The sequence below is a fragment of the Litorivivens sp. genome (assembly GCF_041625495.1).
Taxonomy (GTDB): Bacteria; Pseudomonadota; Gammaproteobacteria; order Pseudomonadales; family Spongiibacteraceae; genus Litorivivens.
Genome location: NZ_JBFJTH010000030.1, coordinates 23,145 through 29,913 on the forward strand (window position 1 = coordinate 23,145; position 6,769 = coordinate 29,913).

The following is a 6,769-nucleotide window of genomic DNA, read 5'->3' on the forward strand; positions in this document are numbered from 1 at the left end:
GCGACTAATTCAGGCAGGCAGGCGATCCACAACGATGGCGCTGCGTTGAATATTACCTTTCAGCCAGCTACCACCGTCAGGGTCCTTTAGAATGTCGCCGACACCGCCGGGTGTTTCAATCAGCACGTCCTGCTGTTGATTCTGCAAGAGCCCCCACTCTGGCAATTCCATGGCGCTTAGACTTTTCAGTAGGCTTTGCGCATCAAATTCAAAGTGTTGCCAGGCGCTGTGCTTGCCGCCAATGCGGGGGCTCAGGGTTTTGTCCAGCGCCAACACGCAACGCAGTTGCTCGATAAACTCACCAGAGTGGCCCTGTTCGACAAGCCACTCGCACATTCTGGTTTCCAGCAGGCGATAGCTGCGCTGTGGCGACTGCAGCAGGGCCAGATAAATTTTCGCACGCTGTTCATACACGGCCATCCGGTCGCTGGCATCGAGACCTCCCAGTTCTTCCCGGTATTCTTCTAGACAGTCGCGCAACAGCGAGCGCAACAGGGTCGATATGCCGCTGCAGTTCGACAGCGCGAGGAAGCGGGTGGTGAGCGGCAGCAGGTGGCCGTGAACAAACAGGATATGTGAGCTGATCAGGAAATAGCCTTCAAAGCCCTCGTCGCGGCTGAAGGTATGGCAACCCACCACGTATTCGCCTTTGGCCTTGCCATAGCCCGCTACCGGTATGGTCTGAATCTGGTATTCATTGCGTTTTTCGTAGAATTCGGTGCCCGGCAACAGGGTATATCCGAATATATTGATGTTGGGGAAGGTGGCTAGCAACTGATCCAGATTGCTTTCGAAATCGCGCAGGTTGTCGCCGGGTAGCCCCCAGATGAGTTCTGCGGCGATGGGTACGCCCTGTTCTGCCATCTGTTTGGCGATCGGCTCATACTTGTTGGATGCCATATTCTGGCGATTGCTGAGTTCCAGTGCCAGTGGCGTTAGAGTCTGAAGCGCCAGCTGATAGTGGGGCAGCAGGCCATGCCGATTCAGCAGCAACACAATTTCCTGCACGCGCGGACTGTGTTTTTTAGACCAGGAAGTGGCAAAGGTGCTGGGATAGCCGGTTTCGCTTTTGAGTTCGCAGATCAATTCGGCTTTGGCAAGGTCGTCTTTCAGTGCGCCAAAGTTGGAGTCCGCCAACCAGATGTCCTTGATGCCGGAACCGACAATCTGGCGCCAGTCGCGTTCGATACGCTCCATCGAAAATTGGTACATCTTGGTGCCGATAGCACCGGTTCCCCATTCGCAAAACGCGCATTTGAAAGGACAGCCGCGGCTGGTTTCATAGGAAATTGAATCATACAGTGCTTTGCCTTCAGCGTCGGTGAGCGGCACGACCTCCAGCGCCGAGGGCAGGCTGTCAAGATCCATGCGCCGATTGCGCTCGCGGGTTTTTACCAGGGTGTCGCCGTCGAGGTAGGCCAAGCCATCAATGCCGGCCCAGTTGTCGCGTTCTGGATTGTCGATAATTTCCTGAAATGTTGTCTCTCCCTCACCCAGAACGATGAGGTCAAGGGGTTCATCAAAGAGGTAGTCTTCTGCCTGTTGCACGTGAGGCCCGCCGGCCACCAGCAGCGCTTCCGGGCATGCCTGCTTGATGTCGCGGGCAATGGCCAGAAATTCTGCGGCATTCCAGGTGTAAAAGCTAAAACCGATAATGGGGCGAATGCCTGCGGCGAGGGCGGCTTCAGCTGTTGCGAGGTGTTGCTTGCGCCAGGTTTCGGGCCAGGCCAGCGCCTGGTCTCCGTCGCGAAAATGCACCAGTGAAATGTCGGCCGCGTCAGGTTGGACGCTGTAGCGCTGGAAATAGGCTTTCAGCCCGCCAGTGGTGGTCGGCGCGGCGTAAAACTGGTCTGAATCCATGCTGAGTAGCCAAACGGGACGCTGGATATACGTGGCAGAGAGAGCGTGAGCAGGCATCGTAATATTATATTCGTGTTAGTTATGCAAAGTTAAAAGGCTAGCCTAACAGCCTTTGTGTGCAGGGGCATTAGCATTTTTTAAGCCGGTAGCGGCGTATCAGGCCAATAGTGGCGATATTTTGGTAAAGGGAGTAAAGGACAGTGACAGAGGTAGTGGTAAGCCGTGAATTTACGGTTCCAGCCGATCAGGTATGGGCAGTGCTGGCAAATTTTGGTGATATCAGTTGGGCGCCGGGTATGGACCGGGTTGAGCTTATTGGCGAGGGCGTAGGAATGACCCGCCGGATATTTATGCCGGAGATGGAGCCTATTGATGAGGTACTGCAATCCATTGATCATCAAGCTAGGGAGTTGCGTTATACCATTCCTCATGGCAACCCCATGCCCGTCACCGATTATCTGGCTGGCCCCCGAGTGACCGCAATTGATGACACCCGTTGTCGGGTTGATTGGTTCGGTGAGTTTGTGCCCGCCGGTGCCAGTGAGACCGAGTCAGCAGAAGCGGTTAAGGGGATTTACGCCATGATGCTGCAATGGCTTGATGAGCACCTGGCTCAGTCGGCCTGATCGACCAGATAGCGCTCCATGTAGCCAGGATGCAGACTGTAGCCCAGCGCGCAGCGACGTATCAAATCCAGGCACAGTGCGCTCACCCAGGCTCTGAATAGGCTCCGTCCAAGGGGTATGTGAAGCGGGTAGCTGTAAACGTTGTCGCGTGTGGCGAGAGCGATCCAGACCGTGCCAACGGGCTTTTGTTCGGTGCCGCCATCAGGGCCGGCAATGCCGGTTACCGCCACGGCGATATCGGCTCCGCTGTGCCGCAGCGCGCCATTGGCCATGGCCTCGGCGACTGGCTTACTAACCGCGCCGTAGTGTTCCAGGGCCTCAGCCGGAACGCCCAATTGCGCCTGCTTCATCGCATTGGAATAGGTTACCCAACCTGCCTCAAACACCTGTGATGCGCCGGCTATGTCGGTAAGCTGGCTGGCAACCATGCCACCGGTGCAGGATTCGGCCGTGGCCACGTGCAACTGTTCCCGATACAGTGCGTCGACGGCTGCCTGCGCCAGACTGGAGGGCGCGTTGGCAATATAGGTATCCTGAAAAATATCGTCGATCAGGCGTTGCTGCCAGGTATCCAGCAAGCTCTGATTGGCAGAGCGTGTCGTCAGTTTGACTTCCAGTGCCGGCATGGAAGCGCGAAAGCCGAGCTCGATCTCGGCTGGCCAGTCGGGATACTGATTGGATATGAGTTCCTGTAAAGTGGATTCGCCGCGGCCAAAAACCAGCAGGCGTCGTGTTTCCACGGCTCCCGGCGCAAAGCGTTTGCACAGGCGCGGCAACACTTCGTGTTTAAACATGAGTCGCAGCTCGGAGGGTACGCCTGGAGTAGCAAAGATCAGGCAGTCGTTAATCGTGAGAAAAATACCTACAGCGCTGCCGGTTTCATTGGCAAGTATTTCGCAGCCTTTCGGCAGGATAGCTTGCTTGCGATTGGCTTCGTTGATGGCGTAGTTGCGTTTGCCACACCAGTGCTCCAGATGTGCCATGGCGTCAGGGTGTTCGGTCAGTGGTACATTGGCAGCCAGTGCCAGAGCCTTGGCGGTCAGGTCGTCTACCGTTGGCCCCAGCCCGCCATTGATGATCAGCACCTGGCTGCTGCGGGTTTGTGCTTTAATTTCGTCAACCAGTTCCGGTAGGTCATCGCCCAGTGTTACTTTGCGGGCAATACGCCAGCCATGCTGGCCCAGAAGATCTGCCATCATGGCTGAATTGGAGTCGACAATATCGCCAGACATGATTTCGTTGCCGGTGAGCAGCAGTTCAACTTTCATTCTAATTCTCAAATTATTAGCGGGTTTTCCCGAGGGAAATACTCTTGTGAAAAGAGTAGTGCGCTTGTAGGCTAAATACAATTATTACCGCTTGGTAGAAGGCCTTTATGAATCGTATTGGGTTGATAGTTGTTGCTGTGATTGCTGTATGTGCGTTGGGCTTGCAGGGGTATCAATATCAGCAGGGGCGGGAATATCAGCGCGACCTTGCGCGTGAGTTGAGTGCGCTGCGAGCGGAGTTGCAAACGGTCAAGGAAGACAATGAGCGACTGCGGCAGGAGCTCGCCGAACTTCAGGGTAAAGACCTTGATACGCTTGTAGATGATGCCAGTGAAGCGTTGGTCACCGGTTGGAACAGCATGTTGACGGTATTGGAAAACGAATTGCGCAAGGCGGAGCAGGCGTTGCGTGATAAGCGTCAGCAGGATGAGTCACGTTCACCAAAATAACAGAGGGGGCTCGCGGTGGGTGAGGTCAAACGCAAGGTACAAACGGTCGAGGTCAACTACGTCTGCGACAAGTGCGATCACGGCATGGTCGAAAAATGTGGCGCCACTGATCAAAAAACAGGGGAAACACCCCATCAATGCATGATTTGCGGCCATCCGCACAGCTTCAAGTGGGTTTCCTACCCGCGAATTGATTACATCGGTGTCGATGAGGCTCTTTAAGTCGCTGGGGTTAATAGAGCAAAATCTTCGGTCAGACGGCGCCGCGCGGCACCGTCTTCATCACTTCTTAATCAGGATGTGGGCAGCAAATCCAACCGCATGCCGGCATTCCAGCCACCGTCAACGATAAATTCTGAGCCTGTCGAATAACTACTGTCGTCAGACGCGAGATACAGCGACATATTGGCTATTTCTATGGGCAGACCCACCCGTGGCAGGGGGTGATTGACATAAAAGGCATTGTCGTCGTCATTGGGCTCCGTTTTATCACCGGCGGCATGCATGGCCGTGAAGACTCCTCCAGGATGTACCGTGTTTACCCGAATGTTGTGGGGTCCATACTCCAGGGCGGCGGATTTGGTCAGCCCGCGTAGGGCCCATTTGGTCGAGGAGTAAGCGCTGAGTCCATTTTTTGACTGCAGGCCGTCGATGGACGAGATGTTGATGATTGACCCGCCACCGGCCGCTTTCATGGCGGCAAAAGATTCACGGATGCCGATGTAGGGGCCCAGTTGATTGACCCGGATAACCTTTAGATAATCGTCGGGAGTGGCCTCGGTGATCGCGGCGTAGTATAGAATAGCTGCATTGTTGACCAGTACATTGTAACTGCCCAGCGAGGACGCCAGGGCAACAGCTTTTTGCCAGTCAGCTTCACTGGTTACGTCGAGATGCAGATAATGAGCCTGCTCTCCGATGCTATCCGCAACCGCCTGGCCTTCCTTGTCGAGGACATCGCCAATAACCACTTGTGCACCCTCCTTGGCGAACAGTCGGGCCGTCGTCTCGCCCATGCCGCGCGCGGCGCCAGTAATAATGGCAACTTTACCATCTAGTCGTCCCATGGTATTTCCTCTTTGTTAGTGTGGCGCTATTTAATCCCGCCGAGATAGCCGGTTCAAGCGCGGCAACTAACCCATTCGGACGAACTCTTGTTGGGCGTGCTTGTCTTAGCGTTAAAGCGGCGGGTTTAAACCTGAATATTTATAGGGTGTTGTAATGAAAGGCACAGTGGTTTTGCAGTTGTGTATGGTTGTCTGTCTTGGTCTGCTGTTTACTGGCTGCGGTAAAATGGAGTCAACTGGCGGCGATGGGCATGGTGATACGGCAGTGACGGATGTCACCAGTATCACGGAGCTGGGGGCGCCGTCTTCCGGCACGGTTGCACCTGCCGATGAGGGAGGGGGTGACGGTCAAACCAGCGGCGAGAGCATTTCGGCTGATGCTGCAAATGCAGGTAAAGCGTTGGCTCAGCCTCTGGATTTGAATCTAGTGCTTCCTGCTGAGTCAGAACAGCAGTATCTGTTTTCTGAAAAAAGCCAGGCTCCCAACTTTTTCCAGAGCCAGGAACCAAAACCGGCGGTTAAATGGAAAGGTAAGCTTTATATGATAGAAGAGCCAGCCACCGAAAAGCGCATGGAAAACGTTGATGGCGGTGAAATTAGCGTAGTGGTGCCACTCAAGTAAGAGGATCATTGACGCAGTTTATGAGGTTTCCTGCCTGAAAGGCCTGAATAATCTCTGCCGATTGGGCAATCAGTGCCTGCCGGGATTCACGGCTACCCCAGGCATTGTGTGGTGTGATGATCAGGTTCGGATGTTTCAGGGATAACAGTGGGTTCCCGTTACGCGGGGGCTCTTCGGTCAGCACATCGGTGGCGGCGCCGCCAAGCTGGCCTTTGCTCAACGCGCGCGCCAGTGCGCGTTCATTGACAATGCCTCCGCGTGAGGTGTTGATCAATAAGGCACCACGTTTCATCAGTTGCAATTCTGCTTCATCGATCAGGTTGCGCGTCTGATCGCTCAGCGGGCAATGGATGGAAATGACATCGCTCGTAGCCAGCAAAGTGGTTAACCCCTCTCTAGGTAATGCCGCTTCCTGTTGCGTCTCGGCCGAAAAAGATTGCAATGCTGCTGTTTTCATCCCCATGGCGCGTGCGACTTTTGCTACGGCGCGGCCTGAATTGCCGGCGCCGATAATTCCCAGCTTTTTCCCCGCAAGGCCAATTAAAGGTTGGTCCAACAGGCAAAATTGCGTGCTGCGTTGCCAGCCTCCCTGTTGCACCGTTTGCTGGTAATAGGGTAGGTGGCGCGCCAACGCAAGCATGAGCGCCAGTGTGTGTTCTACCAGTGAGTTCGTGGCGTAATCGACGTTGTTACACACGCCAATTTTCTGGCGGCGAGCAGCCTCCAGATCAATATTGTTAACCCCGGTGGCTAAGACCACAATCAATTTCAGGTGTGGTAAACGCGACAGCACATGCTGGTCGAGCGGAACCTTGTTGGTCAACGCTATATCCGTGTCGAGTAAGCGGCCCGGTAAGGTGTCGGGCAGTGAGTACTC

Annotated in this window: 8 protein-coding genes; 4 read left to right on the forward strand and 4 right to left on the reverse strand. The window is 54.8% G+C overall.

From position 1 onward, the window contains the following. Positions 1-9: 9 nt before the first annotated feature. On the reverse strand, positions 10-1,860 hold the full coding sequence (locus ABYP39_RS05590) for a radical SAM protein (RefSeq protein ID WP_372781489.1): 1,851 nt from the start codon (positions 1,858-1,860) through the stop codon (positions 10-12). 200 nt (positions 1,861-2,060) lie between these two features. Here ABYP39_RS05590 and ABYP39_RS05595 point away from each other — a divergent pair, with 200 nt between their 5' ends. Further along, positions 2,061-2,486, forward strand: coding sequence for an SRPBCC family protein (locus tag ABYP39_RS05595; protein WP_372758268.1), 426 nt, complete (start codon positions 2,061-2,063; stop codon positions 2,484-2,486). Here ABYP39_RS05595 and ABYP39_RS05600 read toward each other — a convergent pair. Next, positions 2,474-3,754 carry a CinA family nicotinamide mononucleotide deamidase-related protein gene (locus ABYP39_RS05600; RefSeq protein WP_372748654.1) on the reverse strand — a complete coding sequence of 427 codons (1,281 nt, stop codon included), beginning with the start codon at positions 3,752-3,754 and terminating at the stop codon, positions 2,474-2,476. The two genes, ABYP39_RS05595 and ABYP39_RS05600, sit on opposite strands and share 13 nt — an antisense overlap. A 107-nt stretch (positions 3,755-3,861) precedes the next feature. Between ABYP39_RS05600 and ABYP39_RS05605 the strand changes: the two genes are divergently transcribed. Continuing rightward, a complete protein-coding gene (locus ABYP39_RS05605; RefSeq protein ID WP_372748653.1) occupies positions 3,862-4,203 on the forward strand; it encodes a septum formation initiator family protein in 342 nt (113 codons plus the stop codon). A 15-nt stretch (positions 4,204-4,218) separates the two neighbouring features. Next, a complete protein-coding gene (locus tag ABYP39_RS05610; protein WP_372748652.1) occupies positions 4,219-4,425 on the forward strand; it encodes a type II citrate synthase in 207 nt (68 codons plus the stop codon). Between the two features lie 71 nt (positions 4,426-4,496). On the opposite strand, the gene ABYP39_RS05615 is transcribed toward ABYP39_RS05610, so the two are convergent. Next, positions 4,497-5,270: a glucose 1-dehydrogenase gene (locus ABYP39_RS05615; RefSeq protein ID WP_372748651.1), complete on the reverse strand. Its 774-nt coding sequence runs from the start codon at positions 5,268-5,270 to the stop codon at positions 4,497-4,499. Between the two features lie 154 nt (positions 5,271-5,424). Between ABYP39_RS05615 and ABYP39_RS05620 the strand changes: the two genes are divergently transcribed. Further along, positions 5,425-5,892, forward strand: a complete 468-nt coding sequence (locus tag ABYP39_RS05620) for a hypothetical protein (RefSeq protein WP_372781491.1) — start codon at positions 5,425-5,427, stop codon at positions 5,890-5,892. On the opposite strand, the gene ABYP39_RS05625 is transcribed toward ABYP39_RS05620, so the two are convergent. Next, positions 5,885-6,769 (reverse strand): D-2-hydroxyacid dehydrogenase (locus tag ABYP39_RS05625; protein ID WP_372781493.1); only part of this gene is annotated, 885 nt, incomplete at its 5' end. The genes ABYP39_RS05620 and ABYP39_RS05625 overlap by 8 nt on opposite strands.